The sequence below is a fragment of the Nocardiopsis sp. CNT312 genome, assembly GCF_000515115.1.
GTDB lineage: Bacteria > Actinomycetota > Actinomycetes > Streptosporangiales > Streptosporangiaceae > Nocardiopsis.
This window is the reverse complement of the sequence record NZ_AZXF01000017.1, coordinates 51,801-78,090: the sequence shown is the minus strand read 5'-3', so window position 1 is coordinate 78,090 and position 26,290 is coordinate 51,801. Positions and strand designations below refer to the sequence as shown.

Sequence of the window (26,290 nt, the reverse complement as noted above, 5' to 3'; positions counted from 1 at the left end):
AGTGTCGGTACCGACACCGATGATCGGGGGAACAGGCGACCTGCGCCTGAACCGTCTATCTCGAACCGGAGCCGATCCATGGCAGGCGAAACCCAGATCACGATCGTCGGCAACCTCGTCGACGACCCTGAACTGCACTTCACCCAGAGCGGGGTCGCGGTCGCCAACTTCCGTGTGGCCTCCACGCCCCGTACCTTCGACCGGCAGGCAGGTGAGTGGAAGGACGGCGAGTCCATGTTCCTCACCTGCACCGTGTGGCGCCAGTACGCGGAGAACGTGGCCGAGAGCCTTCAGCGCGGCGCGCGCGTCGTCGTGCAGGGCCGACTGAAGCAGCGCTCGTTCGAGACCCGCGAGGGCGAGAAGCGCACCGTGTTCGAGGTCGACGTCGAAGAGGTCGGTCCGGCCCTGCGCTACGCCACCGCCAAGGTGGCCAAGACGCAGCGCCAGGGCGGCGGCTTCGGCGGCGGTGGCGGTTTCGGTGGCGGTCCGCAGGGGGGCGGACAGCCCCAGGGCGGCGGCTACGGGAACCAGGGCGGCGGCTTCGGCGGCCAGCAGGGCGGCCAGCGCAGCGGTCCCCCGGCCGACGACCCGTGGGCCAACAACAGCGGCGGCGGATTCGGTGGCGGCGGCGGAGGCTTCTCCGACGAGCCGCCGTTCTAAGCGGCCGCACCCGTACACGGCCACGGCGCCAGCCACGGCGCCGGGCCACCATTCCTGTGTCATAGACCATCCCCGGGGAGATCCCGGGGCTCTTGCGAAGGAGCACCACGATGGCGAAGCCGGCAGCGCGCAAGCCCAAGAAGAAGGTTTGCCTCTTCTGCCAGGAGAAGCAGTCCTACATCGACTACAAGGACACCACGCTTCTCCGCAAGTTCATCTCCGAGCGCGGCAAGATCCGCGCCCGCCGCGTCACGGGTAACTGCACCCAGCACCAGCGCGACGTCGCCACCGCGATCAAGAACGCGCGCGAGGTCGCCCTGCTGCCCTACACCAGCACCGCTCGCTAGCGGGGATTTGTCCGAGGGAGGTTTTTGTCGTGAAGCTGATCCTGACCCACGAGGTCAACGGTCTCGGAGCCCCCGGCGATGTCGTCGAGGTGAAGAACGGCTACGGCCGCAACTACCTGCTTCCCCGCGGGTTCGCCATCAGGTGGACGCGCGGCGGCCAGAAGCAGATCGACCTGATCCAGCGCGCCCGCAAGTCGCGTGACATCCGCAGCCTGGACGAGGCCCGCCAGGTCGCCGGTCAGATCGGCGCGCTCACCGTGCGCATGAAGCAGCGCGCGGGCGAGGGCGGCCGCCTGTTCGGTTCGGTCACGCCCGCGGACATCGCCGATGCCGTCAAGGTCTCCGGCGGTCCCGAGCTGGACAAGCGCCGGATCGAGATCAAGAGCCCGATCAAGTCTGTCGGTGCCTACAAGGTGCAGGTCCGCCTGCACCCCGAGGTCTCCGCGCAGATCAAGCTGGACATCACCGGGGCCTGAGGCCCGGCGTCCACCGGCCCCGTCCTTCCCTGGGCGGGGCCTTCGTGTGTTCGGGGCCCGTCTTCCGTAGCGTCTGTATGACACGCCCGGGCAGGACGCCTGATCGTTGATTACGCTATGTAATTTATCGTGTTCTCTGTGTCGGTATCGCATATAGCGGTACCCCGCACAGAGAGGACGACCAACGATGTCCGTGCGAAGAGGACCGAACCATCCGCCCCGAGTGGGGCGCAGGACGATGCTGCGCGGATCCGCACTGGCGGCCGGGGGGGCACTGCTCGGCGGAGCGGTGGGCGCGCTCACGATGGACGCGGCGTTCGCCGCGGGGGCGCCGAAGGTGTACTCAAGGTCGGACTGGCGGGCACGGTCCCCCAAGGTGGCCATCCAGGTCCTGGACCGGGCCCCGACCCACATCGTCGTGCACCACACGGCCACCTCGAACACCTCCGACACGTCGAAGTCGCACGCGGCGTCGCTGTCGCGTGCGATCCAGCGCCACCACATGGACACCAACGGCTGGTCCGACACCGGCCAGCAGCTCACGATCAGCCGCGGCGGCCACGTCATGGAGGGGCGGGACCGCTCGCTGGCGGCGATCCGGGAGGGCCGCCACGTGCTGGGGGCACACACCGCGAACCACAACAGTCACACCATCGGGATCGAGAACGAGGGCCTGTACACGTCCGAGGAGCCGCCGGAAGTGCTGTTCGATGCTCTGGCCGACACGTGTGCCTGGCTGTGCTCGGTCTACGGTCTGGATCCCTCGGAGGCGATCGTCGGGCACCGGGACTACAACGCCACGGCCTGTCCGGGGGACGAGCTGTACGCGATGCTGCCCCGGCTGCGCCGCAAGGTGCGGTACCGGCTGGACGGCGCGCTGATCAGGCTCAGCTACTTCGAGCGCCGTGTCGTGGTACCCGAGGAGCTGCCCGGCTATCCGCCCGTTCCCGAGCAGGAGCGCAGGGCGCTGTTCTACCACGGCCCGGCCTGGGGAAGTGGCGACGTGCCCTCCTGACGTTCGAGGACGCCGCGTCCCCGGAGCACCCGCTACTCCGGGGCCTTGCGCTGCCGTTTTCCCAGAGCGCCCCTGGGCCACACCCTGCCCCGCCGGACGGTGCGCGGGAGCACGGTCCACTCCTCTCGGGGTATGAGGAAGCGCCCGTGTCCGGGGTGCACAGAGCCGCGTGCCACCGGGAGGGTCGGCGGCCTCGACGCAGTTTGACGGGTTGCTGTAGCCGCTCTTGCGGAAAGCGGGTTCGGGGATGGAGCGGCGCATGGTGTCGTCTCCCTGGTCGGTGAGCATGCCGTGTGACCCCTGATCGCTCCGGAGCGCGGTCAGGAACCTCTGCCCCTCTCGGACACCGGGCACGTCCACGCGTTGCCCGAGTTCCGGCTACTGCCTGGCAGTGCCCTCGGGATGTGGGCTCACGTTCGGGACTGAGCGCACGGAAGCCCCCGGACAGGGGCTTCCGTGTACTCAGCCAGCTCATCCGGCGAAGGGTCTGGAGGACCGCTCCCCACTCTCCTCCAGGGAAAGCGAGGTGTCCGGCCTCCCCGTGCTGGGTGCCGCGAAGGAGCGTTTCGGTCCCCTCCGACAGCTCCACGCACGCGGCCTCGCCAGCGCTGCAACCGGACTTGTGGAATATGCGGGAGGAGTCCACGGTGACCCTCTTCTCGTCGGTGAGCATGCTCTTGACCAGGTCGATGCTGGCCCTCGTGAACAGGGTGCCGGCAGCGGCGTCACCCACCGCGAGTCGGTAGTCGGCCATCTGCGCGGGGAAACCCACGTAGGTGCCGCGGCCACGGGTTTCCAGGCAGACGGGGCCGGGGTCCGTTTCATCCTCGTAGTCAAGGAGCACGGTAGACCCGTGCATGCAGCCGTGTGGGCCCGCCCCGATCGGCAGGACCTGCAAAGTCACGGTGCCGACAGCCTCGGCGAGGTCCACCGAGTGGCGGAACCGGTCGTGTGCGAGTTCTGGTGTCACGGCCAAGCGGAGCAGGACGGCCGCGTCGAGGACGTAGCGGAATGCGGGAGCGCCGGATGGGGTGAGGAGCTTTTGACGCTCCATCCGGGCCACGACGATGCGCTCGATCCCCTCCTCCGTGCGTGCCAGGCAAGCACGGGCAGACGCGGCGGCGTCGGCCGGGGTTTGGAGCAGCCCGTGCACCACGATCGGGTGGAACGCCGAGATCCGGTGTGCTCGGGCCTCGAATCCGGCACCCTGACGAAGGAGGTGCCCAGTGTGCTGCCGGGAAACGACCACCGTGGCCCTGGGGGGCACTCGCCCCGAACCGGTGCCTCCGGTCCGGCCGTGTGCGCTTGTACGCCCGCGCACCGCCGCGCCCGCCCTGGCAGACCGGGCGGGCGCCGGGCGCACCGCCCGGTGCCCGTGGGCGCAGTCTCCCCGAACCCGTGGGCGCCCGGTGGGCACACGGCCCCCGGGCAGGGCGCCGCCGGTGCCCGGGGCACGGGCACACCGCCCACGGGTGGGGGCGGCGGTGTGCGCACCGAGGCACGTGCGCGCGCCTTGGACGAACTGATCACGGGTCGCTGGATCGTCTCCTTCGAAGCCGATGCCCAGGGGAAACACACCTACTTCGCGGTCCGCCCGGTGGGCTGGAGCGGCCTCGGCGACCCGTTCGAGCGGGTCGCCGAGGCCCGCGCACCCTCTGCGACACCCGCACCCTGCCCACCAAGGCCGCCCTGCGCACGTGGGCGGCGGAACACGGTGCGCGCGTCACACGGTGCGCGCGTCCGCTGGATGGGCGCCACCCGGGGCGTGGTCACCCGGGTGTGCGCCACGGCACCGGACGGGCGCCCGCACCCGGCGGTGTGGCGCTCCCCGCTCGAACCCCGACCGCCCGAGGGCGCCCGCCCAAGGGGTGCGCGCCCACCGGGAGGACCGCCCTGACCAGAGGCAGACGGGCGCGGCTGCGCACCGAGGAAGACGACCAGGACCGCCCGCTCACCGCCGAGGAGGAGCGCGCCGCGGCGCGTCAGGGCGGGGTGATCCGCCGCGAACTGGGGTGGGGGCCGTCCCCGGGCGCGGGGCCAGTGCCTGCTCGGCCCGTTCGAGGACTCCGTGTGGGGCGACCGCGGCTGAGGACTCCGCCCCCGGCGTCTACGGGCGGCGGGCCCCCGTCACCAGCCAGGCGGTGCCGCGCGCCCGCGCACCGAGGGTGAGGGCGCGGGCCAGGATCCACACCGCGAAAGCGCACCACAGCCCGACCAGCCCCCGCATCGGTGTGTCCGTGACGGCGGGCGGCACTAGGGCGAAGGGCAGGAAGACCAGCATCGTCCACAGAGACGCCCACGCCAGGTACCGCTGGTCCCCGGCACCCATGAGCACACCGTCCAGCACCATCGTCACCCCGCTGAGCGGTTGCAGCAGCGCGGCGACCACCAAGGTCGCCGTGATGAGCGCGCGTACCTGCGGATCGGAGGTGAACGGCACTGGGATCCAGGGCAGCAGGACGAACACCAGGGCCGAAAACACCACGCCCAGCAGGACGCCCCACTCCACCATGCGCCGGGTGGCGTCACGCGTCCCCCGGACGTCGCCCGCTCCCAGGTACCGGCCGACGATCGACTGCCCGGCGATCGCGATCGCGTCCATGGCGAACACCAGCAGCGCCCAGACGTTGTAGGTGACCTGGTGGGCGGCGATCGACGCGTCGCCCAGGCGGGCGGCCACCGCCGTGGTCACCAGCGCGACCACGCGCATCGACACGCTGCGCAGGAACAGGGCGAACCCCGCCGAGGCCGAGGCCCCGATCCCCCGCCGGGTCGGCGCGAGGGACACCCCCTCCCTCCGGGCCGCGCGGCCGATCGCCGCCACGTACCAGAAGGCCCCGGCCGCCTGCGCGAGCACCGTCGCCCACGCCGAGCCCGCGATTCCCCAGTCGAGGACGAAAACGAACACCGCGCACAGCGCCGCGTTGGCCGTGTAGGAGGCGACCGCCACCACCAGCGGGGTGCGTGCGTCCTGGAGCCCGCGCAGCACCCCGGTCCCGGCCATCACGATCAGCAGGAACGGTGTGCTCAGCAGGCTGATCCGCAGATAGGAGAGCGCGAACGGTCGGATCCGCTCCGACGCCCCCAGGAGGTCGACCAGCAGTGGCCCCAGCGGCCAGCCGACCGCGATCGCGGCGACGCCGAGCAGGACCGCCAGCCACAGTCCGTCGACGCCGTCCCGGATCCCGCCGGAGACGTCCCCCGCCCCGAACCGGCGGGCGACCGCCGCCGTGGTGCCGTAGGCGAGGAAGATACACACGGCCGCGAGGGTCAGCAGCACCTGCCCGGCCACGCCCAGGGCCCCGAGTTCGCGGACACCGAGGGTGCCGACGATCGCCGTGTCGGTGAGGAGGAAGAGCGGCTCGGCCACGAGGGCGAAGAACGTGGGGACCGCCAGAGCGAAGATCTCGCGATCGTGACGGTGCCGAAAGGGCGCCGCCGAGAGGAGTTTCGGCATGACAGCGCCACGCTACCGGGTAGGACCCGGAAGCCCGCTGAGGAAGGATCGCCCATCGGTGTGATCCTGTGGATAACTTGTGGAAAGGTTGCGCACCAGAGATCTTTACCGATGTCTTTCCGGGGTGGGTTTCCGCAGATCGGAGGCTATATCCACAGGGGTGTCCCAAGTTATCCACAGGTGATGTGCACAACGTGTGCGGCATTGCCCTGCACAGCACCCCGGGCGAGTGTTATGGGCGGGTCCACAACCCGTGGCAGGGCGTCCGCAGCGCCCGGCATGGGGCATCCTGGAGGGGTCGGTCCGCACCCGGAGCCGACCCGGAAGCGGCCCCAGGGAGAGTGAGTTCGTGAGTGTTGCCGAGCCACCGCCCGACGTCGGCGGATACGATCGCACGCCTCCGCACGACATCCAGGCGGAGCAGAGCGTTCTCGGCGGCATGCTCCTCTCCAAGGACGCCATCTCCCAGGTCGTGGAGATCATCCGGTCCGCTGACTTCTACCGCCCGGCGCACCAGATCATCTACGACTGCGTCGTCGACCTCTTCTCGCGCGGCGAGCCCGTCGACGCGGTCTCCGTCAACGCCGAACTCACCAAGCGCGGCGAGGGTGCCCGGTCCGGCGGTGCCACCTACCTGCACACGCTGACCGAGGCCATCCCCACCGCCGCCAACGCCGGCTACTACGCCAAGATCGTCTCCGACCGCGCCATCCTGCGCCGCCTGGTCGAGGTGGGAACGCGGATCGCCCAGATCGGGTACGCGGGCGACGGCGAGGTGGACGACCTCGTCGACCACGCCCAGGCCGAGGTCTTCAAGGTCGCGGAGAAGCGCACGGGCGAGGACTACGTCGTCCTCGGCGACATCATGCCCGGCGCCCTCGACGAGATCGAGGCGATCAGCTCCCAGGACGGCACGCTCACCGGGGTGCCCACCGGGTTCGCCGACTTCGACGCCCTCACCAACGGCCTCCACCCCGGACAGCTCATCGTCATCGCCGCCAGGCCCGCGATGGGTAAGGCATTGGCGCTGGACACTTTGGTGCCGACCCCTCAGGGATGGACCACGATGGGCGGGATCGAGGTCGGCGACGAGGTGCTGGCCGCCGACGGCACCCCCACCCGTGTGGTCGCCGACAGCGGCGTGATGGTCGACCGGCCGTGCTACGAGATCACCTTCGACGACGGCACGAAGGTCGTCGCTGACGCCCAGCACCAGTGGTTGACAGATACGCACGCCTCGCGACGGGCCGCCCGGGAGGCGCGGAGCCGGGGCGCGGCGCGACCGCGTCTGTTCCCCGCCGTGCGCACGACCGAGGAAATCGCGCGGACGCTGCGCCTGGAGGCGGCCGGTGGGCTGAACCACTCGGTGGCCAACGCCCGGGCACTGGAGCTTCCGGACCGGAACCTTCCGCTTCCGCCCTACTTCCTGGGCGTGTGGTTGGGGGAGGGCACGTCGGACGCGGCACGCGTCACCACCGCCGACCCCGAGGTCCTCGTCAACATCGAGGCCGAGGGCCTGGTCACCAAGCCGGTGGGGTCCGGCCGACCCACCTACGGAGTGTTCCTCCCCTCGGAGGACGCCCGCTCCGCCGGCCACGGCGGTGTGGCCGCCCTGCTCCGATCGGTCGGTGTCCTCGGGGACAGGCACATCCCCGACCTCTACCTGCGTGCTTCGGAGCGGCAGCGCCGAGCGCTCCTTGCTGGCCTCCTCGACAGTGACGGCAGTGTCGACGCCGACGGTTCGGTCCGGTTCGCGGTCACCAGCGAACGGCTGGCACAGGGGTTCCGCGAACTCGCGCACGGCCTTGGCTACCGGACGGCGATGTTCGCCGAGCGCGTCCCCGGAGACGACGCGCGTTCGTCCGTCTGCCACACGATCACGTTCGGTTCGCCAAGCGAGGTCTTCGGCGTCGAACGCAAGCGTGCGGCGCACCGAGAGCGGTCGGAGGGCCGTCGCTACCGGAAAATCGACTCCAGGTTCATCACCGACGTGCGCCGGGTGGACAGCGTCCCGGTCCGCTGTATCCAGGTGGACCACCCGGACCACCTCTTCCTGGTGACCGGGTCCATGGTCCCCACCCACAACTCCACGCTGGCCCTGGACTTCGCGCGTTCGGCGTCGATCAAGCACGAGATGACCTCGGTCTTCTTCAGTCTGGAGATGGGGCGCAACGAGATCGTCATGCGCCTGCTCGCCGCCGAGGCGCGCGTGGCGCTGCACACCATGCGCTCGGGCCAGATGACCGACGAGGACTGGACCCGTCTGGCCAGGCGCATGGGTGAGGTGGCCAGTGCCCCGCTGTTCATCGACGACTCCCCGAACATGTCGATGATGGAGATCAGGGCCAAGTGCCGCAGGCTCAAACAGCAGCACGACCTCAAGCTGGTCGTCGTCGACTACCTCCAGCTGATGAGCTCCCCCGGGAGGGTGGAGAGCCGCCAGCAAGAGGTCTCCGAGATGTCCCGGTCCCTCAAGCTCCTGGCCAAGGAGCTTGAGGTCCCGGTGATCGCGCTCTCCCAGCTCAACCGCGGTCCCGAGCAGCGGACGGACAAGCGGCCCCAGGTGTCCGATCTGAGGGAATCCGGGTCGATTGAGCAGGATGCGGACATGGTGATCCTCCTGTACCGCGAGGACGCCTACGATCAGGAGTCCCCGCGGGCCGGGGAGGCGGACATCATCCTGGCCAAGAACCGCAACGGCCCCACCTCCGACGTGATCGTGGCCTTCCAGGGCCACTACAGCCGGTTCGTCGACATGGCCCCGGGCTGATCCGTCTTTCCCACGGGTATCGGACCACCCTTTATTGGCTTTAAGTGCTGGCCGATTTATCGACATAGCGTCAAGTCGACATAGCGTCACCGGCCACCGCGTCCTCCCGCGGTTCCAGGTGCCGCCCCGTGAAACGCGATCTCGCCCTGCGGCCCTGTGTGGCGGTCAGCAGCGCTCCGGTGCGGTGCGACAGTGCCTCCTCCCGCTCCTCCACCAGGCCGGGGGTTCCGGACCGCGTGCGCGGAGTGCTCGGGTCCGGGGTGTGGTGATGAGACCTTCCTTCGCGGCCGCGGATGGACACCCGGCGGAGGCGCGCCGCCGGGTGGGGCGCGTGTCCTCGTGAACGCGGGGCGTCCTGTCGCGGTGCTCGAGGGAGAGCGGTCTCATCGTGGGACGGTACGCTTCGGCCTCGGCCCGGACCACGTATTTTCGGATCGCGCGCAGCGTGAGACACGCATCACGTTGCGTGGATGAGGGGGCGGTCTGATGAGGGGCGGCTGATTCTCCGGTAAGGGATGAGCCGATTCTTGGGGACGGAGGGGCTGGCATAGAGGAGGACCGCTCCCCTCGGTGGGGGAGCGGTCCTGGTGTCTGGTCCGTCGCGGGACACGGGTCCCGCTGCGGTGGGGGTGTCCCCGGGACGCGGGTCAGAGCCAGCGTGCCTCGGGGCGGGTGCGTCCGCCCTTGTCGACGAGCACCCAGTGCGTGATCGGGTGCTCGGACCGCGTGTTGTCCACGGCCTCGCGCGGCTGCGGAGCCCGGAGGGGCTTGCGCGCAGTCTTGGCGAGTCGGCGGGTCCGGGCCGAAGCGCGCGTGCGGTCTGCGGCGGAGCGAGCCGGGCGACGTGCACGTTCTGTCTTGCGTGCCATGAGACCCTCCTCGTTTCCGTATTAGATGATCACAGTTAACCGTTCATTCACCAAAAAGTCAAGCTTTGTCCGCTTGTGGAGTGAGCCCTCCGGGCGGTCGCCTTGACTTCCCCCAGTTCGGAGGGGTTTCGTGCGCGCGTCTCGGGTGTCTCCGGTGGAGGGTGGGGGCGTCGGGGCGAGTGAAAATGAACATAAGGTGAACAAAGGGGGTTGGGGTGGTGGGCGAACGCACGAGCGGCACCCGCGATCCTCGCGGGTGCCGCTGGCACACAGATCCCTGCCGGGTTCCGAGGGGTGGGCTACTCCTTGAAGATGAGCCCCACGACCTCCAGGTAGAGCTGTTCCGGATAGGGAATGAAGTTGATCTTGCTCAGCGCCTGGTCCTGGCCGGCGGATTCCATCACGAACGTGCCGTACCCCAGGAAGCGTCCCATCAGAGTCCGCTCGAACCGCATGTCGGTGACCTTGCCCAACGGCATCATGTTCACCTGGCGGGTGATCAGTCCCTGGGTCAGCAGCAGACGGGCCGACGTGATGACGAAGTAGTCCACGGACCAGTCGGCGATGCGCCAGACAAACCACACCAGCACCAGCAGCCACAGCCACCAGACGATCGCCAGGGTGGCACCGGTCTGGCCGATCTCGGTGTTGCTGAGGATGCCCGCGGCGACGAGCGCGCCGAGGACGGACGCGGCGGGGCCGAGTAGCACCGCCGGGTGCTTGCGAATGGTCACCACGTCCTGCTCATGGGGCAGGAGATAGCGGTTGACCGACGCTGGGGCGTTGTTGCTCGACGCTACGAGCCGCATGGCCACGGACCCACCTCCGTTACGGCAGGAGCGCGTTGACGAAGCGGGACAGTGATTCGGCACCGCCCATCAGGCCGCCCAGGGCGCCCTGGATCACTCCGGCTGCGCTTTCGGGTTGCGTGAGCAGATAAAAAGCCACGAAACCGATGAGCGCGTAGCCGCCCCATTTTTTCAACTTCGCCACGACTGGCTCCTTTGGGAATCCGCCTGACCCACCAACCCAGGAGTGATTGTCCCACCGACGACCATGCCCGTAAAGCCTGGGGGGCCTCCTCGGCGTGGCGGTTATGCCGGACCTCGGACAGTTGTGGCCTCTGTCCGGTTTCGGTGGTGTAAGTATTGCTGGAGAAGGTGGCCCGGAATGCGTTTCGCCCCCGCTGGGAAGCGGAGGCGAAACAGGGCGGGTCGGAGGAACGGGGACCCCTCCCGCCCGGGTACGGACCGGCGGCTTCGGTCGGAGGCCGTTCGGGAGAGGGCGTCAGCGCCGTTCGGAGTAGGCCATGGCCAGGACCTGGAGGTGCTGGCGGGCGATCCGCTCCACCAGGTCGGGCGTGGCCCTCCCCGTGACGTCTTCGGCACCGTGTCTGGCGGCGTTCACGCAGCGGGTGACGGTGGAGGTGTGGTGGACGCCCGAGAACTCACCTTCCAGTCGGCTGATGACCGGGGTGAAGTGCGGGTCGTGGGCGTGGCGGGTGGATGCGGGAGTCGTCGGCATCTCGCTCCTCGAAGGCCGTTGGGATCGCTGCACAGGGTACTCAACCCGGGGCTTTGAGTAGTCGTCGGAGAGTTGTCGGAAGACCCTGTCGGAATGCGGTGGAGTCGGACGCGTCGTGGACGCCCGGCCCCGCTGTGGCGGTTTTCGGTGTGATGGGTCGCCCCGGTTACGGGTGGTCAGTAACCATGATCACTCTCGTCTGTTACGTTCCCATCTCGAAATGAATTCGGCTAATGCAGCGCCGCGCCGAGCCGCCGGACTCGCTGCCAGCAGGGACGACGCTGGCGCCTAGGAGAGTGGATGCCCGATTTTCGGGCTTTCATTCATGCATGGCCGAAAAGAACCCAAAAAGCGCCCAACCGGGCGTTCCGGTGGGCGCTGGTGCCAGTGAGGCGGGTGCGACGAGTCAGACCGTGCCGTACAGGCGGTCGCCCGCGTCGCCCAAACCGGGCAGGATGAAGCCCCTGTCGTTCAGGCGCTCGTCCACGGCGGCCGTCACCACGTTCAGGTTCGCCCCGTGGTCCGGATCCAGGCTCTCCGCCAGGGTGTGCTCCACCGCCGCCAGTCCCTCGGGGGCGGCGAGCAGGCAGATCGCCGTGATACGGTCGGCGCCCCGCTCCACGAGGAGCGTGAGCGCCGCGGCCAGAGTGCCCCCGGTCGCGAGCATCGGGTCGAGTACGTAGCACTGGCGGCCCGACAGGTCCCTCGGCAGGCGGTCGGCGTAGGTGGCGGGCCGGAGCGTCTCCTCGTCGCGGGCCATGCCAAGGAAGCCCACCTCCGCGGTCGGCAGCAGGCGGGTCATCCCGTCGAGCATCCCCAGACCCGCGCGCAGGATCGGGATCACGAGGGGGGTTGGACGGGACAACTGTGTCCCTCCCGTCTCCATGAGCGGCGTTTCGATGGTGACGTCCGTCACCCGTACGTCCCGTGTCGCCTCATAGGCGAGGAGGGTCACCAACTCGTCGGTCAGGCGCCGGAAGGTCGGGGAATCGGTCCGCACGTCGCGCAGGGCGGTCAGCTTGTGCGCGACCAAGGGGTGGTCGACGACCAGGGTTTCCAAGGCGTACTCCGATTGAGCTGGGACGACGGGTCATGGCCGGGGGAGGTTTCGGCCAGCCCGAGTGTAACCGCGCCTCCTGTCCGAACCGGATCCGTGGCCGCACCGCTCCGCCGGAAACTGGACACGAGGGGCACAGTGTGCCCGAGGAGGGGCGCGGGCTCGACGACTCGTGAGAGCGTGGGGCACAGTGATGCGCGACAAGGGCGGTGCCCGAAGGGCGGTGGTCGTTACCATGGCTGACGCACGGGCGATCGGCACTGCCTCGTCCGGACCTACTGCACCGCCGGGTTGGAGTGACGATGACAGTGATTGATCATGGTGACGACGACTCGGGCGACTTCGCGGCCGTCGCCTACCGGGAAGAGGAGTACTGGGACGTCGACCTGCTCCCGGTGGCACTGACCCATGACATCAAGGGCCTCATCCACGCCCTCCGGCAGCAGCCGAGCATCAGCGGCTCCCTCGGGCTGGTGGCGGTCGGGGACGACTTCTTCATCATCGTCCGGGTGTACGGCGAGGAGGTCTCCCTCTTCCTCTCGGACGTGACCGCGTCCGTGGACTGGCAGGTGGCCCGCGACGTCCTCGACCACCTCGACATCGACGTTCCCGACGACGACGACCTCGACCAGGTGCTGCCCGCCGGAGACCTGTCCATCGTCGCCGATCTCGGCTTGGACGAGATGGAGCTGGGTGCCCTCGCGGGGGACCTCGACCTCTATCCCGACGAAGTGCTGGCCAGCGTGTCCGAGCGGCTGGGATTCGCCCAGTCGTTCCAGCGTGTCTTGGACGGCATGGGGTAGGGAGACGCTCGAGAACCACCCCTGGAGAACAGGAGAGCACGTGGTGTCGACCTTCGCAGCCGTCTTCGCCCCCGACGGGAAGGCGTGGCGGGGAACCGAGGCCGAGCTCGGGGACGTGGAAGCGGTCGACGACGTCGCCGACGTCATGATCGACTTCGCGGCCGAGCAGGGAAGCGATCTCTGCCTGCTCTTCGTCGAGGCCGACGACGAGTGGTTCGCGATCGTGCGGACCGAGGAGAGCGGTGAGCCGCGGATCTACCTTTCCGACGTGCGCGTGGCCGACGACCACCCGTTGGCCAGGGTGCTCTCCGAAGCGAGCGGCCTCTCCGTGCCCGAGCAGCCCGAGAGCGCTGGAGCCCGGCCGGAACCGGCCCCGGAAGGGGACGCCGACCTGCTCACGGACCTCGGTATGACCGGGGACGAACTGCGCTCCCTGTCGACCGGGGGCGGGGTCCTGCCCGGTGACGCGCTGGCGGCCGTGGCGGAGCGGGCGGGTTTCGGTGACCTCCTCGACGGCATGAGGCTGTGACCGGGTGGCCGACCGGGAAGCCCTGGACGCCGCTCTGCGCCTGGCCGTCGACGAGGGCGTGCTGGCTCTGGAGACCGGGGACGTCCCGGTGGGTGCCGTGGTCCTCGATCCCGCGGGTGCCGTCATCGGCAGGGGCCGCAACGGGCGCGAGGCGACCGGAGACCCGACGGCGCACGCTGAGGTGCTCGCCCTGCGGGCGGCGGCCAGGGAACGCGGTGAGTGGCGGCTGAGCGGCTGCACGCTCGCCGTGACCCTCGAACCCTGCACGATGTGCGCGGGCGCGCTCGTACTGGCGCGCGTGGACCGGGTGGTGTACGGGGCACGGGACCCGAAGGCAGGCGCGGCCGGGTCGCTGTGGGACGTGGTGCGTGACCCGCGTCTGAACCACCGTCCGGAGGTCGTTCCGCCGGATCTGGTCGGTGCGGAGGTCGCGGAGCGGTGCGCCGGTCTCCTCCAGCGGTTTTTCGCACACCGTCGTATCCGGTAGGGTGGCTCGCGGTGGAGTCGCCTAGTGGCCGATGGCGCCCGCCTCGAAAGCGGGTAAGGGGCAACCCTTCGAGGGTTCGAATCCCTCCTCCACCGCCGCAGGCCGGTGTTCACCCAGGTGGACGCGGGGCCGTAGAGGTAGCGAGGGCCGGTGGGTTCCGGAGAGCGGAACCCACCGGCCCTCGCGCGTGTCCGGGACGGCCGGGACACGCCTCTGAAACGGAGAACCGCTCCTGGCTGTCCCGGGAGCGGTCCTCCCCGCACCCCGTGGTCCCCGCAATCAGGGGGTCGGTCTGCGCCGCCACTCCGCGACGTCGGGGCGGATCGCCTCGATACGGTCGTGCAGCGAGTCCACCAGGGAGATGTAGCCCCCGCGGATGTCGGTCCGCTCGGACGTGACCACCTGGGAGACGTAGGAGCCGTGCGACCCGTAGCGCTCGGCCCGCTCCGGGTCCGGGTACGGCTCGTACGGGCCGAAGAGGACACGGAAGAAGACCGAGGGGCCCGCAGCGGCGTTCGCGCCGGTGTCGGGGGCGGTGGGCGTCTCCACCCGGGACGGGCGGTACCGCCTTCGGTGGTCTGCTCGACCGGGCCGGCCTTGGGCGGGACGGTGCCGATGGAGTCCCACCGGAGCGCGGGTCGGCGGACCACCCCCACGCCTCTCGTGGGGGTGCTCGGAGAGGAGCACGCCGTCGGCGCACTGGTTGGCGGTGCCGGAGATGATGAACTCTTCTTCGACGTGGTCGTGCCGTTCGAGGTCGGCGTCGGTGGCGAAGAAGGGGTGGGTGTCCTCAACGTCCTCCGCGGCGGGGCCACCGGGGACGGAGCCCGAGAGGGGCCCTCCACGTCGGGAACGGGGATCGGGGCCACGCCGGCGGCGGGGCGGCGGAGGCCAGGGGGCAGTCAGTACGAGGCCAGCGCCAAGGGCGGTGACCGCCGTCGTCCGTCTCCTGGAGGTTGCGGACACGGTGGTGTCTCCTTCGGGGGCTCGCGGAGGAGTGGGGAACCGGCCACTGTCGGCCCCGCGAAGGTAGAGCGGTGTGTCAGAGCGCACAGCGGGCTGGAGGGGGCATTCGGTGGTGAACTGGTTGTTTTCCTGATATTCCGCTCGATGGCCTCCGGGCCGACCGGTGCCCCCCGGACGGAACGTGTCGGCGCACGGGCCCTCCGTGGCCCGGCCGTCGGCCGGGGGAGGAAGGGTCAGCTCTCCAGCCCGGTGCCGCGGGCCACGCCTCGGAGCCCCTCCAGTTCGCCGATCGCCTCGTCCAGCCAGGTGACCCAGAAGCTCTCCAGGTCGATACCGGCCCTGAGCACTAGGCGCTGGACGCGCTCCCGGTCGGTGCCGCGCCGCCGCTCGGTGTCGCGCCGTTCGATCGAGCGGTACTCCTCCAGCCGCGCCGCGTGCAGGCCCCGGTGCCGGTGCATCTCCGCCATGAGACCGCCGAGGCCGACGACCCCCGCCGCGCGCAGGCGCAGCGGCAGGGGGTCGCGGGTCGGCCGCGGCTCCTCGGCCTCGTCCACCCAGCGCTCCAGCTCGGATCGGCCCTGCGGTAGCACCTCGTACTCCTTGCGCATGCCCCGGCTCGGCACGTCGGAGGGCAGCGCCCGGATCAGCCCCGTCTTCTCCAGCTTCCCCAGTTCGCGGTAGATCTGCTGGTGGGTGGCGGACCAGAAGTAGCCGATGGACCGGTCGAACCGGCGGGTCAGCTCCAGCCCGGAGGACGGCTTCTCCAACAGGGCGGTGAGAATCGCGTGGGGCAGGGACATGGGCGCATTCTAGGTTCGCCTCACAGGGCTGCGGCCAGTTCCGTGCCCTGGGCGATGGCGCGCTTGGCGTCGAGTTCGGCGGCCACGTCGGCACCGCCGATCAGGTGCGGCCTCCGGCCGCCCGCGGTCAGCGCGTCGGCGAGGCCGCGGCGCGGCTCCTGACCCGCGCACACCACGACGGTGTCGACGTCGAGCACGCGGGGCTCGCCGTCCACGGTCAGGTGGAGGCCGTCGTCGTCGATGCGCTCGTAGTCGGCACCCGCGATCATCTCCACCCCGCGGTGGCGCAGTTCCACGCGGTGGATCCAGCCGGTGGTCTTGCCCAGGCCCGCGCCGACCTTGCCGGTCTTGCGCTGGATCAGGTACACCTTGCGCCGGGGCGCTGGGCGCTCGGGCTCAGTGAGCCCGCCCGGGGTGGTGTGCTCGGTGTCCACACCCCACTGGCGGAAGAACTCCGCGGGGTCGAGGGAGGCCCGCTCCCCGTCGTCGGTCAGGAACTCGGCGACGTCGAAGCCGATGCCGCCGGCGCCGATGATCGCCACCGCGGCGCCCACCTCGGCGCCGCCGCGCAGGACGTCGGTGTAGCCGATCGCCTTCGGATGGCCGATACCGGGGATCTCCGGGGTGCGGGGGGTGACGCCGGTGGCGATGACGACCTCGTCGTAGCCGTCGAGGTCGTCGGCGGTGACGCGGGCCCCCAGGCGCACGTCCACACCGTGTTCGGCGAGCTGGACGCGGTAGTAGCGGAGAGTCTCGTCGAACTCCTCCTTTCCGGGGATCCGGCGGGCCATGTCGAACTGGCCGCCGATCTCCTCGGCCGCGTCGAAGAGGGTGACCGTGTGGCCCCGTTGCGCGGCGGACACGGAGCAGGCGAGTCCGGCGGGGCCCGCACCGACGACGGCGACGCTCTTGCGGGTCCGGGTGGGGGAGAGGACGAGTTCCGTCTCACGGCAGGCGCGGGGGTTCACCAGGCAGGAGGCGGCCCTGCCGCTGAAGGTGTGGTCCAGGCAGGCCTGGTTGCAGCCGATGCAGGTGTTGATCGTCTCGGGGGTGCCCGCGGCGGACTTGGCGACGAAGTCGGGGTCGGCGAGCAGGGGGCGGGCGAGGGAGACCATGTCCGCGTGGCCCTCGGCGAGGATGCGTTCGGCGACCTCGGGGGTGTTGATGCGGTTGACGGCGACGAGGGGCACGCCCACCTCGCCCATGAGCTTGCGGGTGACCCAACTGTAGGCACCGCGGGGGACGGAGGTCGCGATGGTGGGGACGCGCGCCTCGTGCCAGCCGATGCCGGTGTTGATGATGCTGGCCCCGGCCGCCTCGATCTCCTTGGCGAGCCGTACGACCTCGTCGAAGGTGGAGCCGCCGGGGACCAGGTCGAGCATGGACAGTCGGTAGACGACGATGAAGTCGTCTCCCACACGGGCGCGGACCCGCCGCATGACCTCCAGGGGGAAGCGGACGCGGTTCTCGTAGGAACCGCCCCACCGGTCCCGGCGCCTGTTGGTGGCGGGGGCGATGAACTGGTTGATGAGGTAGCCCTCGGAGCCCATGATCTCGACGCCGTCGTAGCCGGCCCGCTGGGCGAGTTCGGCGGAGCGCGCGTAGGCGTCGATGGTCCGCTCGATCTCGTCGTCGGTGAGCTCGTGTGGAACGAAGGGGCTGATGGGGGCCTGGATGGGGCTGGGGGCCACAGCGTTCTCGTTGAAAGCGTAGCGGCCGGTGTGCAGGATCTGCATGGCGATCCGGCCGCCCGCCCGGTGGACGGCACCGGTGACCGCGCGGTGCCGGTCAGCGTCGGCCTCGGTGGTCATGGCGGCCCTGCCGCTGGAGGTGGCCCCCTCGGGGGCGGGGGCGATGCCGCCGGTGATGATGAGGCCGACCCCGCCGCGGGCGCGCTCGGCGTAGAAGGCGGCCATCCGCTCGAAGCCGTCGGGGGCCTCCTCGAGGCCGATGTGCATCGAGCCCATGATCACGCGGTTGGGCAGGGTGGTGTGGCCCAGGTCCAGTGGTTCCAGCAGGTGCGGGTACTCGCTCATGTGCCTCTCCTCGCGCGGGTGCTCCGTCGGGCCGGTGTCCGGACGGCCCGCATCACATTATGCAACGAGTTGCAAAATGGTTCTCGGGGAGCCCCCGGATCCTGGACCGGGCTACGGTCGCCGGTGCGTGGCGAGCACGCCCGGGACACCGCACGCGTCGTTCCCCCGGAGCCCGACGACGGGGACGAGGAGGACCGCGGGGCCCCCGCACACTCCCGCCGAACGAAGTGGCCGAGCCGTACGGGCGCTTTCCCCACTCGGACGGCCACCTCGGCGGAGCGCCGCTGGTGTATCTGACGGTGGTGCTCACCGCCGTGGCCGTCTACCTGCTGTACTGCGCCTGCCGAGGGTGGCACGGAGCCCTGCCGCCCAACCCGCTGATCGGGATTCGCGCAGGGTACACGCGCTCCGGTAAACGGGCCTGGTACGCCGTCCACCGGCGGATCGCGCCCTGGTCCGGGGGCTCGGGAGCCGTGCTCCTGCCCGCCGTGGCGGCCTTCTTCCCCGCCCGTTTCCGGGGCGGACAGCTCGTCGTCCTCCCGGCGGGTGCGGTTCTGGCCGGTGCCCTGGTGGCGGTCGGCACCGCACGGGCGGCCCGGGTCGCCCGCCGGAACGAGGACGACTGAGACGGGGCCGACGGCGCGGACGGTAGGGGGACACGGATCTCTGTGAGGCCGCTGCCGGAAGGTCAGAGGCTGCTGCGCAACGCCTCCACGCCCGTTCCGGACAGGGAGTCCAGCTCAGTGGTGCGTCCGGTGAGGAGCAGCAAAAGAGCCTGGATCGGACCGCGTACCTCCGCGCCCGACCCCACCTGCCAGTCTGCGTCGGTGGCTGTCAGCCGGAGGCCGTCGAACCGTCGCCGCGCGTGGAAGGGAAAACCGATGGACCAGACCTGGGTCGCACCCGTGCAAGCGGCTTTGACGGGCATCGAGCGCGGGATACCCAGGGGGACGGCGATGTCTTGGCCGTGGACGAGGACATCGAAGAGGGTATTGCGGTAGTTGGTGACCACGGGCAGCCGCCGTGAGGCCGCCAGGGCCCGCAGTTCATCCGCCAAACGGGGACCGAGCCGGTCGGCGCTGCGTACCGCCCAGTCATGGTTCATCCCGTGGAAACTGCCTCCGGAGCGTACGACGTCCACGAGCATCCGGCCCAGGGAAGGCGGATCGGCCACTCCGGCGAGGTGCCCGGCCACGTCGCGTACCCGCCAGCCCTCGCATAGCGAGGGGGTGTTCAGCTGCTCCTCGTCCAGTCCTTCGAGAAGGTCGGCCAGATCGAGCCTTTCCTTCTCTATGACGCGCCAGCACTCCTCGGGGCCCATCAGGTACCTCCTAGCGGAACGGCAGGATTCCCCTACAAAAGACCAGGGGGCCCCTGCGGAGTCAAGAGGGTCACCGCGACTGAGCATGATCGCGACAGCGGCGGTCCCGGGCGGGTGAGTCCGGCCTTGCCGAAGCGTGTCGCGTATCGACGTCATGCCCCGCCCCCACCCCTCACACCGGGTGCCGACACGCAAGAAGCCCTGATCCGCGTTGTCGCAGATCAGGGCTCCCATGGCGGAGGATAGGGGATTTGAACCCCTGAGGGATTGCTCCCAACACGATTTCCAATCCCGCGTACGGGCGTTCAGGGTCGGTCAGCAGCGCGCTGCCCAGGGAAAGTGACTCCAGGGCGGACTGCTCCGAACGACCCCGGACGGCAGTGAATGAGACTAAAACTGAGACTACGAGACGGCCCTCAGAACGCCTGTGAGCAGCGGCTGAGCGATACCTTCGGGTGGCCGTGTTCGCTCCGCAGAGGCCGCCTCAAGAGTCCGGTTTCCGACCATGCACGTGCATCCTGTGGTGCCACCCTTTGGGGAGCCCTCGGTACCCCACCGCAGAACCTGCACAACCCACAGAACTCCTGTCCTGGCTGGTCAACGTCTTGGGAGTCAGAACCGCGCTACTTCGCAGAACCCCCGCAGAACCCCTTGCGCGGGAGGTTCTGCGGTTCTGCGGAGGTTTCTCGGCGTTCTGCGGTTCCGTGGAGAGATGCTGCGAACTGCACCAACGCTAGTTCTGAAGGTTCTGTAGGTTCTGCGGCGCAACGAGCTAGTACATGGGATGATCAGTAACCCCATGGATAGAGGGCAGTTGAAACTCAGAAAACTGATAAAGGAGGCATTAGATGACCAAGGTCGAGTGGAGTCTCATTGATTGGGATGATTTCGAGCATCTCGTCAGTATCTTTATTTGCCTGGATAATCCTAGGGCTCAGAGGATCAAGCCCCAGCAGGGAGACGGGGGGATCGATGTATTCGTTCCTTCGGAAGGCCGCAGGGGCGTAATCGATGTATATCAAGTAAAGGCTTTCTCGGGGAATATAGATAGCGATCGAAGGAGTCAAATAAAACGATCCTTCACAAGGGTAGTTGAGTTCACTGGAAGCGAGAAAATAAAGCTTGAGAACTGGTATGTTGTTGCACCTATTCTCCCTATGAATAAGGACGAGAAATGGCTTCAGGAGATGACTAAAGAGGAGCTTGTGAATTGCGAATGGAGAGGATTGGGCCACCTTGATTCCTGGGCGGCGAAGTACCCTGAAGTTATTGATTACTATATTCACAATGATGGTAGGCGACTTGAACACAGGGTTGCGGAACTTACTGCGCTTCTTCGAACTAGCATGAAGATTAACAATGCTGCTTCTGAAGGTTCCGAAGGTGAGTATCCTGGGATCAGTCCAGGGGAAGTGATTGGAACGCTGGAGTCTCTGGGGAGGATGCTAAATAAGTCAGACCCGCATTTTCGATATGGATTCTCTGTAGATTCAGTCTTGCCTTACATCCCGGATGAGCCTTTCCTTGTTGCAGTTGAGCAGACTGGGCAAGCTGGGTGCTTTGTGACTGTTAAGATCTACGCCAAGTTTGCTGAAGCTCTAAACGAAAGGCCTGCGCCGATCAAGATAAATCTTGCAATCGACCCAGGGAGCAAGCTGGAGCAAGACTTTCTCGACTTTCAAAAATACGGTAAGCCTTTCTCCGCGCCGCTGGGATCCGCTAGTGCTGAGTTTGACCTCCCAGGAGGGATTGGCGGAGGCTTGTGGGAGGGGGCTGGTATCACGATTAGCCGGACTTCTGAAGACGAGGGCGTGTCTCATCAAGTCAGGATTCAGGTGCTTGACAGTAGTGACACAGTCCTCGAGTCATGCAAGGTAAATATGGGAAAGCCAACCTTCGGCATTGACGGCAAGGGTAGTAGATTTTTCGGCATCGAGGAGAATGGAGTTTTCGAGGTCGAGATATTGGTAGATGCTGAGACAGAATTTATGAGTTTTACGATTAGGCAGCTTGATATAACTGGTAAGTGGCCGAGTCTGGTCGTTGCTCCACTGAGGCTCCTGTCGGAAGTGAAGCACCCAAATAAGGTAAGGTTCGCCCGGCCGTTTGGGCCGGTTAACCATCAAGCGATACTGATTCCCCAGGAAATTTCTCACGCGACTGGCGAGAACCTGGTCCTTCAATTTGTTGAGGCTTTGTGAATTATCCAAGAGCACACGGAGGAGCAGGTGTCAATTCCCGACCTTTATGACTTTGATGTCAGGGACTTGCGTCAGTATATTGAAGTCGGGCGCCTGCTCTCGGGGGAAGTGATAACTAAGAATTGGGCTAGTGAAACTGTTCATCTTCACCCGGGGGGGAGTATTGAGTCGTTCAGCCCTGAGGGGAATGCCTTTCTTTGGAGGGCTCCAGTCTCACTGCGGGTATCGGGAAATATGGTGGAGATCGGCACTGTCCAGCACCACGTAGCGCGTGCGATTCTGGACATGGGGGCTGGTCAAATCTCACATGGGGATCACTTTGATGTGGTAATTCGCCCCTTTGAGGGGTGTCCTGTGAATATAAGGATGTTCCCGAAGCAAAATTAATCATGCGAGAGTGCTTTGTATACCGCACTACTCTTGCCGCTGTCTTTGTTCGTCGAGGCAGGCGAACCGTTGAACTCCCGCTATAGAACTTGGGCTGATGCTGACTTTGTGGGATTAATGTTCGTAGATAACTGATGTTCCATCGTGAACGCGAACGTGGGGTGCCTCTCCAGATAGGGCGTCGGATATGCGGACGCCTCGGGCTTCGGGGCAGCGTGCGACAGCATCCTCTGGCGTCAACCAGGTGGCAACGGTTGATTCGTCGCTTGTGCGTAGAACACCGCCGACGGGTTCGCACAGGAAAACCAGAGAGACCACGCCGAGTTTCATGTTTTTGTAGACCCCAGTCAGACGGATCGGTTTGGCCCCGATCCCAGTCTCTTCCTGCACTTCCCGCACCACGCACTGCTCCGGAGTTTCGTCCAATTCCATTACGCCCCCCGGGGGAACCCAGCGGCCATCGTCGGCCCGTTTGATGACAAGGACCTTGCCGTCCTCGGGCCGAACCACCACACCTGTCACGCTGACACTGTGCCGTGGCATTTCCTTGGTCATGACTTCACGTCCTGTTCCCATGCGTAGGTCAGCTTCCACTGGAGGGCTGCCAAGACGTTCAGGCAGGTCTCTACTGGCCGGTCATCCTTGTCGAAGGCGGTACGGAGGATGGCGAACACCGGTTGTCCAAGTGTGATGTTCAGGAAGTCAGCCTCATCCTGTTTGGCTCCGCGGACTTCGATGTCCTCGGTGAACCGCACCGGCCCGAACCCTCGATCCGCGATCCGGGCGTACATGCCACTGGGGCCGGTGTCCGGCATGGCGATGTCAACGCTTCCGGCCACGCTCATCGGGATATAGGAGGCTGCGATCTGCACCGGCTTGTCCTCCGCGTACATGTGACGCTTGCGCAGTAGCGCCTGCTCGGATTCGTCCAGCCGGAGGACTTCCGCGATGTCGGCGTGCGCGTCAACGGCGTCGCAGACGACCAGCTCCGTGCGCGAGGTGCGTCCCGCCTTGGTCAACTCCTCCGCGAAGCTGCTGCCAGTGGGGCGGGTCCGGTAGTCCCGGTCGATGCGCCGGACGCGCTTGACCGTGGGCACCTCCAAGACGACGGAACCCTTGCCGTGCTCCGTGCGGATCAACCCTTCGGCGCGGAGCATGGCCATGGCGCGGCTGATCGAACTCTGGTTCAGGTCGTACTCGCGGGCTAGCTCGGGCTGGCTGGGCAGCGAAGAACCCGCCGGGTAGTCCCCGCGCTTGATGGCGTCGCGCAACAGGTCCGCCACCTGCTTGTACCGCGCCTTCGGCGGTTCGAGGCTGCTCATCTGGCCTCCGTCTTCTGACATATGTGTGGTCCCTCCACGGTAGCCGCACGGCTTGCTCTGCTCCTCTCGTGGGATGACACTCGCAAGAACTTATTGCATATGTCTTGACGCTTATGACATAAGTCCGTACTGTCGAAGACGCATCAGCCCAAGTCCCTGCTTCATAGCCGCCAGCAGGAACCGGGCTTCGCTTCCGATCCGAGGAGGTTCTGTGAGCCCCGACCCGAAGTCCCAGACCACGGCGCGACTCCGCGCCGGTCTGGCCGAACACACGCTCCCGTGCGCCGCACGGCCGGAGCTGTTCTTCGAGCCCGACACCACCGACCTGTTCGGCGAGAAGCCCGCCGCCAAGGAGCTGCGGGAGAACGCCGCCCGGACGCTGTGCGAGTCCTGCCCCGCCCGGGCCCTGTGCCTGGAGCTGGCCCTGCGCGAGTCCCCCGCCGCCGGGGTGTGGGCCGGATACATCGCCAACGAGCTGACCGACATGGGCGACTACCTGCGAGAGGTGGCCTGACATGACCGCCGACCTCACCACGACCACGCCCCCACGTATGACCGCGCCCGAGCTGCTCACGATCGCCTCGGTGATCGTCGGTCAGCTCTCCGGCGACTACCCGGAGCTGACGGTCTCCACCGACCACATCAACGGCCCCAGCGTCGACCTGTGGATGAGCCACGACCACAGCACCGCCAAGGAGCGTCGCCAGCTCATCACCGATGTCTCCCGGACCTTCGACGCCAAGGTCAACGGCTGGGACGACAAGGTGGCCTCGGTCTACGCCTACGACTGGAACGGCACCGGGGTGCGGATCTCGTGCCTGTGCCAGATCACCGACGACACCGAGCGTTCGGAGTCGGACCGATGACCCCCCACGACGTCGTCCGCATGGGCGCCTGGATCACCGCTGGCCTGGACATTCTGCTGTTCGTGCTGGGGACGTGGGCGCTGTGGACCTACCTGACCGACCCTGACCCCTCGTGGGCGCTTCTGGTCATCGCTGCCATTGCCGCGCTGATGACCGTCAAGTCCGTCCTGGGCTACGTCTTCCCCTCCTCTGAGAAGGGAGGCCGCGATGTCTGAGGACCTCCTCGCCGGACTCGTCTTCGGCGCCACCGTCGCCGTCATCACCGTTCTGGCTCTGCTGAAGGTCGCTGAGCTTGTCCGCAAGGTCAAGCGCACCGCCCGCCGCTGGGGCCGTACCCGCCTGGTGTTCAGCCAGACCTCTCGCAGGAGGAGGCGCTCCTGATGGCCGTTCTGATCTCCCTGTTCGCCCTGCTGCTGGTGGGAGCCGTCGTGTGGTTCCTCACTGGTGGCCTGTGGCCCGACCGCCGTGCCGACCTCGACACCATCCGCCGCCTCTCCAAGCTGGGAGACCGCCGATGAACCTCCGCCGTAAGACCAAGAAGACCCAGACCCGCGACGTGGTCACTGCCCTCCAGGAACAGGTCCGGCAGGCTCAGGCCCTCGCGAGCATCCCGCGACAGGACTTGCTGTCCGACCCGCGGCTCAACCCCGCCACCCGGGGTAAGGCCGACGCGTTGGCGGCCGAACGGCTGAGCACCCGCCTGGAGTTGGAGCACCGCCGGGTGCTGCGCTCTGAGCGTGAGACCGACCGCCGCGCGGAGGAGGCGATCCGGGCGGCTCAGGCCGTGGACGCGGCCCGTGCCGCGACCGACCCGGCGTACACGGTTCTGGCCCTGGTGCGGAACCGGGGCCGGTTCGCTGCCCTGTCGCTGGGAGCCTCCATCGTGCTCTCGGTCGGGTCCGCGATCGGGCTGGAGGCGGCTGTGTCCGCCTACCATCTGACCGCCCCGACCGGGATCGGCTACCTCGGAGAGGTCGCCCTGACCGGGATGTCCACCTCCGCGATCATCTGGGCTGGACTGCTCGCCCGCTCGGGTGCGTTTCCGACGGGTGGCCGCCGCGCCGCTCTGATCGCGCTCATCGCGGCTCCGCTCATGGTCAGCATCTTCGGGTCCGCCCTCGGGTCCGGGCCAGTCGGTGCCGTGTGCAGTCTGGGGGCCGCCGCGTTCAGCGCGTTCGCGTACCTGACTGCGGTCACCTCCGCCGACGCCATCGCCACCACCATGGGCCGGATCACCACCACGGCGACCCCGGTCGACGACCCTCCCCATGGGGAGTTGACCCAGCACCACACCGCCGGACAGGCCCTGGAGGTCGTCGGGGAGGAGCTCGCGGAGGAGGCTGCCGACTACCTCCGTGAGCGCAACCGCTCACACGGGCGGCCGTCTGAGCGGGTCCGCTCATCCGAGGACGACCAGACCCGCTCACACGGGAGCACCGCCCCCGATGACAACGGCGACGACACCGACTCTGCACAGGTCAACCACCCTGAGCGGCCGTCTGAGCGGTTCCGCTCACACGGGGAGAACGAAGCGTCCGAGCGGGTGCTGACCGCGCAGGAGCGGCAGCGCTTGGAGAAGCGGCAGCGCGTCCGGAGGATCGCTGAGTACCTCCGCGCTCACCCGGGCGCTCAGACGGGCGAGATCGCCGAAGCGCTCCGTCTGGGTGAGTCCACGGTTCGCCGCCTGCGCCGCGAGATCGAGGACGGGGGCGTCTGATGGCCCGCGCCCTCTGGAGGGTCCGTCTGTCGGCTGCCCTCGCCTTCACTGACCACCTGCTCGCACACGTGGACTCCTACGTCGCCGCGTGCCTGGACATCCGCCCCGTCCGCGTCTGGGGGGCCGAACTGGCCACCTGGCTCGGACAGACCTGGCGGGCACACCTGCACACCGCCCACGTGCGCCGCTACGGCCCCGGAAGGGGCGTCATCGCCGTCGTCATCAACCGCCCGACCAACGAGACCGAGGAGACCCATGAGCGCTGAGTCCCGCTACGCCCAGCAGATCATCACCGAGTTGGAAGGGATCGAGTTCGAGACCGGCAGCGACATCCGCAAGTACACCGAGCGTGTCCGCCGTCTGTCCCGCGCCCTGGCCATGGAGCTGGAGTACTCCGCCCAGGAGCTGGAGGCCTCGCTCAAGGACCTCCCGCCCGCCGACGGCGAGTCCCACATGGCGGTGCGCCGCAAGGCCCGCAGCATCGCCCGCCACCTGCGCCGGTCCGCCGAGGCCCAGAGGACTGTCGGAATCGAGGCCGTCCGCACGTGGGGGTCGATGGTCAAGCACTTCGAGCACCTGATCAAGCCCAAGAAGCGCCGCAAGACCATCGACCTGGAGTCCTGACCACCACTGATCCGGGGGCCGCACCGTGCGGCCCCCGGCCACCCAGAAGGGAGACG

The 26,290-nt window shown here is 68.0% G+C and carries 30 protein-coding genes, 1 tRNA gene and 2 pseudogenes; 19 read left to right on the top strand and 14 right to left on the bottom strand.

Annotation, left to right across the window (positions count from 1 at the left end):
• The first annotated feature begins 78 nt into the window (after nt 1-78).
• From B042_RS0108275 to B042_RS0108260, 4 genes are all read left to right on the top strand, one after another.
• Nucleotides 79-660, top strand: a complete 582-nt coding sequence (locus B042_RS0108275) for a single-stranded DNA-binding protein (protein WP_028647898.1) — start codon at nt 79-81, stop codon at nt 658-660.
• A gap of 110 nt (nt 661-770) precedes the next feature.
• A complete protein-coding gene (gene rpsR, locus B042_RS0108270) occupies nt 771-1,007 on the top strand; it encodes a 30S ribosomal protein S18 (protein WP_013155832.1) in 237 nt (78 codons plus the stop codon).
• A gap of 29 nt (nt 1,008-1,036) precedes the next feature.
• A complete protein-coding gene (rplI, locus tag B042_RS0108265) occupies nt 1,037-1,483 on the top strand; it encodes a 50S ribosomal protein L9 (RefSeq protein WP_028647897.1) in 447 nt (148 codons plus the stop codon).
• Nucleotides 1,484-1,670: 187 nt separating this feature from the next.
• A complete protein-coding gene (locus tag B042_RS0108260) occupies nt 1,671-2,498 on the top strand; it encodes a peptidoglycan recognition family protein (RefSeq protein WP_028647896.1) in 828 nt (275 codons plus the stop codon).
• A 688-nt stretch (nt 2,499-3,186) separates the two neighbouring features.
• Here B042_RS0108260 and B042_RS26450 read toward each other — a convergent pair.
• Nucleotides 3,187-3,747 (bottom strand): annotated as a pseudogene (locus B042_RS26450) (DUF5753 domain-containing protein); the annotation flags it as partial.
• Between the two features lie 858 nt (nt 3,748-4,605).
• Entirely contained in the window at nt 4,606-5,955 is a 1,350-nt protein-coding gene (locus B042_RS0108250; protein ID WP_028647895.1) for an MATE family efflux transporter, read from the bottom strand.
• A 349-nt stretch (nt 5,956-6,304) separates the two neighbouring features.
• Here B042_RS0108250 and dnaB point away from each other — a divergent pair, with 349 nt between their 5' ends.
• Nucleotides 6,305-8,725, top strand: a complete 2,421-nt coding sequence (dnaB, locus tag B042_RS0108245) for a replicative DNA helicase (RefSeq protein WP_036554298.1) — start codon at nt 6,305-6,307, stop codon at nt 8,723-8,725.
• Between the two features lie 647 nt (nt 8,726-9,372).
• On the opposite strand, the gene B042_RS0108235 is transcribed toward dnaB, so the two are convergent.
• The 5 genes from B042_RS0108235 to upp form a co-directional block, all read right to left on the bottom strand.
• Nucleotides 9,373-9,594 (bottom strand): hypothetical protein, encoded by a 222-nt coding sequence (locus B042_RS0108235; RefSeq protein ID WP_028647893.1) that lies wholly within the window; start codon nt 9,592-9,594, stop codon nt 9,373-9,375.
• A gap of 299 nt (nt 9,595-9,893) precedes the next feature.
• The gene (locus B042_RS0108230; RefSeq protein WP_028647892.1) at nt 9,894-10,403 is read right to left on the bottom strand and encodes a PH domain-containing protein; all 510 of its coding nucleotides are present in this window, start codon (nt 10,401-10,403) and stop codon (nt 9,894-9,896) included.
• Nucleotides 10,404-10,422: 19 nt separating this feature from the next.
• Nucleotides 10,423-10,587, bottom strand: a complete 165-nt coding sequence (locus B042_RS26030) for a hypothetical protein (protein WP_197024203.1) — start codon at nt 10,585-10,587, stop codon at nt 10,423-10,425.
• A gap of 294 nt (nt 10,588-10,881) precedes the next feature.
• Nucleotides 10,882-11,118, bottom strand: coding sequence for a hypothetical protein (locus B042_RS0108220; protein WP_028647891.1), 237 nt, complete (start codon nt 11,116-11,118; stop codon nt 10,882-10,884).
• Between the two features lie 406 nt (nt 11,119-11,524).
• Nucleotides 11,525-12,178, bottom strand: a complete 654-nt coding sequence (gene upp, locus B042_RS0108215) for a uracil phosphoribosyltransferase (RefSeq protein ID WP_028647890.1) — start codon at nt 12,176-12,178, stop codon at nt 11,525-11,527.
• 299 nt (nt 12,179-12,477) lie between these two features.
• Between upp and B042_RS0108210 the strand changes: the two genes are divergently transcribed.
• The 4 genes from B042_RS0108210 to B042_RS0108195 all read left to right on the top strand — a co-directional run bounded on the left by B042_RS0108210 (nt 12,478) and on the right by B042_RS0108195 (nt 14,089).
• On the top strand, nt 12,478-12,978 hold the full coding sequence (locus B042_RS0108210) for a tRNA adenosine deaminase-associated protein (protein WP_036554294.1): 501 nt from the start codon (nt 12,478-12,480) through the stop codon (nt 12,976-12,978).
• Nucleotides 12,979-13,021: 43 nt separating this feature from the next.
• Nucleotides 13,022-13,507, top strand: coding sequence for a tRNA adenosine deaminase-associated protein (locus B042_RS0108205; RefSeq protein ID WP_028647888.1), 486 nt, complete (start codon nt 13,022-13,024; stop codon nt 13,505-13,507).
• A 4-nt stretch (nt 13,508-13,511) separates the two neighbouring features.
• Nucleotides 13,512-13,994, top strand: a complete 483-nt coding sequence (locus B042_RS0108200; RefSeq protein ID WP_028647887.1) for a nucleoside deaminase — start codon at nt 13,512-13,514, stop codon at nt 13,992-13,994.
• A gap of 10 nt (nt 13,995-14,004) precedes the next feature.
• Nucleotides 14,005-14,089, top strand: a tRNA-Ser gene (locus B042_RS0108195).
• Nucleotides 14,090-14,273: 184 nt separating this feature from the next.
• Here the strand turns inward: B042_RS0108195 and B042_RS0108190 are convergent.
• From B042_RS0108190 to B042_RS0108180, 4 genes and pseudogenes are all read right to left on the bottom strand, one after another.
• A complete protein-coding gene (locus B042_RS0108190; RefSeq protein WP_028647886.1) occupies nt 14,274-14,543 on the bottom strand; it encodes an alpha/beta hydrolase domain-containing protein in 270 nt (89 codons plus the stop codon).
• Nucleotides 14,544-14,696: 153 nt separating this feature from the next.
• Nucleotides 14,697-14,960 (bottom strand): annotated as a pseudogene (locus tag B042_RS27185) (alpha/beta hydrolase domain-containing protein); the annotation flags it as partial.
• Between the two features lie 233 nt (nt 14,961-15,193).
• Nucleotides 15,194-15,760 carry a PadR family transcriptional regulator gene (locus tag B042_RS0108185; protein ID WP_028647885.1) on the bottom strand — a complete coding sequence of 189 codons (567 nt, stop codon included), beginning with the start codon at nt 15,758-15,760 and terminating at the stop codon, nt 15,194-15,196.
• A gap of 20 nt (nt 15,761-15,780) precedes the next feature.
• Nucleotides 15,781-17,796 (bottom strand): NADPH-dependent 2,4-dienoyl-CoA reductase, encoded by a 2,016-nt coding sequence (locus B042_RS0108180; RefSeq protein ID WP_028647884.1) that lies wholly within the window; start codon nt 17,794-17,796, stop codon nt 15,781-15,783.
• 227 nt (nt 17,797-18,023) lie between these two features.
• Here B042_RS0108180 and B042_RS22380 point away from each other — a divergent pair, with 227 nt between their 5' ends.
• Entirely contained in the window at nt 18,024-18,422 is a 399-nt protein-coding gene (locus tag B042_RS22380; RefSeq protein WP_051415544.1) for an SdpI family protein, read from the top strand.
• Between the two features lie 62 nt (nt 18,423-18,484).
• Here the strand turns inward: B042_RS22380 and B042_RS0108170 are convergent, their stop codons facing one another.
• A complete protein-coding gene (locus B042_RS0108170) occupies nt 18,485-19,117 on the bottom strand; it encodes a maleylpyruvate isomerase family mycothiol-dependent enzyme (protein ID WP_028647883.1) in 633 nt (210 codons plus the stop codon).
• A gap of 848 nt (nt 19,118-19,965) precedes the next feature.
• Between B042_RS0108170 and B042_RS25595 the strand changes: the two genes are divergently transcribed.
• Nucleotides 19,966-21,318 (top strand): hypothetical protein, encoded by a 1,353-nt coding sequence (locus B042_RS25595; protein WP_155988950.1) that lies wholly within the window; start codon nt 19,966-19,968, stop codon nt 21,316-21,318.
• 501 nt (nt 21,319-21,819) lie between these two features.
• On the opposite strand, the gene B042_RS24835 is transcribed toward B042_RS25595, so the two are convergent.
• The gene (locus B042_RS24835; protein ID WP_081748657.1) at nt 21,820-22,260 is read right to left on the bottom strand and encodes an NUDIX hydrolase; all 441 of its coding nucleotides are present in this window, start codon (nt 22,258-22,260) and stop codon (nt 21,820-21,822) included.
• Nucleotides 22,257-23,027 carry a GntR family transcriptional regulator gene (locus B042_RS0108165; RefSeq protein WP_028647882.1) on the bottom strand — a complete coding sequence of 257 codons (771 nt, stop codon included), beginning with the start codon at nt 23,025-23,027 and terminating at the stop codon, nt 22,257-22,259. Before B042_RS0108165 ends, B042_RS24835 begins: the two co-directional genes overlap by 4 nt.
• Before the next feature lie 211 nt (nt 23,028-23,238).
• Between B042_RS0108165 and B042_RS22375 the strand changes: the two genes are divergently transcribed.
• From B042_RS22375 to B042_RS0108125, 8 genes are read left to right on the top strand one after another with little or no spacing between them, the layout of a single operon-like run.
• Nucleotides 23,239-23,541: a WhiB family transcriptional regulator gene (locus B042_RS22375; protein ID WP_051415543.1), complete on the top strand. Its 303-nt coding sequence runs from the start codon at nt 23,239-23,241 to the stop codon at nt 23,539-23,541.
• A gap of 1 nt (nt 23,542) precedes the next feature.
• Nucleotides 23,543-23,893: a hypothetical protein gene (locus tag B042_RS0108155; RefSeq protein ID WP_028647881.1), complete on the top strand. Its 351-nt coding sequence runs from the start codon at nt 23,543-23,545 to the stop codon at nt 23,891-23,893.
• A complete protein-coding gene (locus B042_RS0108150; protein ID WP_028647880.1) occupies nt 23,890-24,108 on the top strand; it encodes a hypothetical protein in 219 nt (72 codons plus the stop codon). The genes B042_RS0108155 and B042_RS0108150 overlap by 4 nt, the downstream gene beginning before the upstream one ends.
• Nucleotides 24,101-24,274: a hypothetical protein gene (locus B042_RS25590; protein ID WP_155988948.1), complete on the top strand. Its 174-nt coding sequence runs from the start codon at nt 24,101-24,103 to the stop codon at nt 24,272-24,274. Before B042_RS0108150 ends, B042_RS25590 begins: the two co-directional genes overlap by 8 nt.
• On the top strand, nt 24,274-24,411 hold the full coding sequence (locus B042_RS26025) for a hypothetical protein (protein ID WP_197024201.1): 138 nt from the start codon (nt 24,274-24,276) through the stop codon (nt 24,409-24,411). The genes B042_RS25590 and B042_RS26025 overlap by 1 nt, the downstream gene beginning before the upstream one ends.
• A complete protein-coding gene (locus B042_RS0108135; RefSeq protein ID WP_028647879.1) occupies nt 24,408-25,610 on the top strand; it encodes a hypothetical protein in 1,203 nt (400 codons plus the stop codon). Before B042_RS26025 ends, B042_RS0108135 begins: the two co-directional genes overlap by 4 nt.
• Nucleotides 25,610-25,876: a hypothetical protein gene (locus B042_RS0108130; RefSeq protein ID WP_028647878.1), complete on the top strand. Its 267-nt coding sequence runs from the start codon at nt 25,610-25,612 to the stop codon at nt 25,874-25,876. The genes B042_RS0108135 and B042_RS0108130 overlap by 1 nt, the downstream gene beginning before the upstream one ends.
• On the top strand, nt 25,866-26,234 hold the full coding sequence (locus B042_RS0108125; RefSeq protein ID WP_028647877.1) for a hypothetical protein: 369 nt from the start codon (nt 25,866-25,868) through the stop codon (nt 26,232-26,234). The genes B042_RS0108130 and B042_RS0108125 overlap by 11 nt, the downstream gene beginning before the upstream one ends.
• The last annotated feature ends 56 nt before the right edge of the window (nt 26,235-26,290 follow it).

Excerpts from the sequence above, each read along its gene's own strand:
- B042_RS0108275 (WP_028647898.1), top strand. The coding sequence starts at position 79 with ATGGCAGGCGAAACCCAGATCACGATCGTCGGCAACCTCGTCGACGAC.
- rpsR (WP_013155832.1), top strand. The coding sequence starts at position 771 with ATGGCGAAGCCGGCAGCGCGCAAGCCCAAGAAGAAGGTTTGCCTCTTC.
- B042_RS0108260 (WP_028647896.1), top strand. The coding sequence starts at position 1,671 with ATGTCCGTGCGAAGAGGACCGAACCATCCGCCCCGAGTGGGGCGCAGG.
- B042_RS0108250 (WP_028647895.1), bottom strand. The coding sequence starts at position 5,955 with ATGCCGAAACTCCTCTCGGCGGCGCCCTTTCGGCACCGTCACGATCGC.
- B042_RS0108235 (WP_028647893.1), bottom strand. The coding sequence starts at position 9,594 with ATGGCACGCAAGACAGAACGTGCACGTCGCCCGGCTCGCTCCGCCGCA.
- B042_RS0108230 (WP_028647892.1), bottom strand. The coding sequence starts at position 10,403 with ATGCGGCTCGTAGCGTCGAGCAACAACGCCCCAGCGTCGGTCAACCGC.
- B042_RS0108220 (WP_028647891.1), bottom strand. The coding sequence starts at position 11,118 with ATGCCGACGACTCCCGCATCCACCCGCCACGCCCACGACCCGCACTTC.
- B042_RS0108210 (WP_036554294.1), top strand. The coding sequence starts at position 12,478 with ATGACAGTGATTGATCATGGTGACGACGACTCGGGCGACTTCGCGGCC.
- B042_RS0108185 (WP_028647885.1), bottom strand. The coding sequence starts at position 15,760 with ATGTCCCTGCCCCACGCGATTCTCACCGCCCTGTTGGAGAAGCCGTCC.
- B042_RS0108180 (WP_028647884.1), bottom strand. The coding sequence starts at position 17,796 with ATGAGCGAGTACCCGCACCTGCTGGAACCACTGGACCTGGGCCACACC.
- B042_RS0108170 (WP_028647883.1), bottom strand. The coding sequence starts at position 19,117 with ATGGGCCCCGAGGAGTGCTGGCGCGTCATAGAGAAGGAAAGGCTCGAT.
- B042_RS25595 (WP_155988950.1), top strand. The coding sequence starts at position 19,966 with ATGACCAAGGTCGAGTGGAGTCTCATTGATTGGGATGATTTCGAGCAT.
- B042_RS24835 (WP_081748657.1), bottom strand. The coding sequence starts at position 22,260 with ATGACCAAGGAAATGCCACGGCACAGTGTCAGCGTGACAGGTGTGGTG.
- B042_RS0108165 (WP_028647882.1), bottom strand. The coding sequence starts at position 23,027 with ATGAGCAGCCTCGAACCGCCGAAGGCGCGGTACAAGCAGGTGGCGGAC.
- B042_RS0108155 (WP_028647881.1), top strand. The coding sequence starts at position 23,543 with ATGACCGCCGACCTCACCACGACCACGCCCCCACGTATGACCGCGCCC.
- B042_RS0108150 (WP_028647880.1), top strand. The coding sequence starts at position 23,890 with ATGACCCCCCACGACGTCGTCCGCATGGGCGCCTGGATCACCGCTGGC.
- B042_RS25590 (WP_155988948.1), top strand. The coding sequence starts at position 24,101 with ATGTCTGAGGACCTCCTCGCCGGACTCGTCTTCGGCGCCACCGTCGCC.
- B042_RS26025 (WP_197024201.1), top strand. The coding sequence starts at position 24,274 with ATGGCCGTTCTGATCTCCCTGTTCGCCCTGCTGCTGGTGGGAGCCGTC.
- B042_RS0108135 (WP_028647879.1), top strand. The coding sequence starts at position 24,408 with ATGAACCTCCGCCGTAAGACCAAGAAGACCCAGACCCGCGACGTGGTC.
- B042_RS0108130 (WP_028647878.1), top strand. The coding sequence starts at position 25,610 with ATGGCCCGCGCCCTCTGGAGGGTCCGTCTGTCGGCTGCCCTCGCCTTC.
- B042_RS0108125 (WP_028647877.1), top strand. The coding sequence starts at position 25,866 with ATGAGCGCTGAGTCCCGCTACGCCCAGCAGATCATCACCGAGTTGGAA.